This is a genomic window from Pseudomonas sp. 2995-1 (assembly GCF_002742505.1).
Lineage (GTDB): Bacteria > Pseudomonadota > Gammaproteobacteria > Pseudomonadales > Pseudomonadaceae > Aquipseudomonas > Aquipseudomonas sivasensis.
The window spans coordinates 1-230 of record NZ_LJSA01000618.1 but is presented as its reverse complement, the minus strand read 5'-3'; the positions used below and the strand labels follow the sequence as shown (position 1 = coordinate 230).

The following is a 230-nucleotide window of genomic DNA, read 5'->3' as shown; positions in this document are numbered from 1 at the left end:
AAACTGGTGCAATATTTAATTCTAATGGTAATGCATAAGTAGTTCCATCTACTTCATAAGCTTCACGAACTCCACCTACAAAGGAGTCTCTAAACTCGTCATCAAGAATATCTTCTAGTGAAGCAAATCTTTCTCCTCTTACATATGGCTCCATAAATCCAGCAGCCCAAGTCATCCCAACGTCTGGAAGCTGATTTGCTGACGAAACGATTTGTAATTGATCTTTGTAC

1 protein-coding gene is annotated in these 230 nt (G+C 38.7%); it reads right to left on the bottom strand.

Features of this window, described 5'->3' with window-relative positions; translation table 11 throughout:
- Positions 1-230, bottom strand: a 230-nt coding sequence (locus tag AOA61_RS31405) for a hypothetical protein (protein WP_218197420.1), incomplete at both ends; no start/stop codon positions are given.